Below are 354 nucleotides of genomic sequence, written 5' to 3' on the forward strand. Positions count from 1 at the left end.
ACAGAACGATTAAAAAAATTGGCTTAAAACAGTGGGATCTGCAACACTTTTTAAATATTTAAAACATAACAATCTTAGTTAGGTGCAAACATAAATTGAATTAAAAATACAGTCAATTAAACAACGGCAAAAACTGATTTCATGGTTATCAGCAGACCAAGTGAAACGAGGTCAATGCGCACTTACACATAGAATAAATTCTATGTTGTGTTAACCCCATTAAAACCTGTATTAGAAGTCGCCGTTGGCGACAACAAAGTCAAACTAATTTACCCAAAATCAATTTGGTTCAACATGTTTTCTGTACTTGCTTGATCCAAGCCTAAATAAGCTAAAGTCATGGCTTCACTTGAA

At 33.3% G+C, this 354-nt stretch carries 1 pseudogene; it reads right to left on the reverse strand.

Going from position 1 to position 354, the window contains the following annotated elements:
• Positions 1-269: 269 nt before the first annotated feature.
• Positions 270-354 (reverse strand): annotated as a pseudogene (locus tag CP370_RS09625) (integrase); the annotation flags it as partial.

The sequence above is a fragment of the Lactobacillus sp. UMNPBX19 genome (genome assembly GCF_002553805.1).
Taxonomy (GTDB): domain Bacteria; phylum Bacillota; class Bacilli; order Lactobacillales; family Lactobacillaceae; genus Lactobacillus.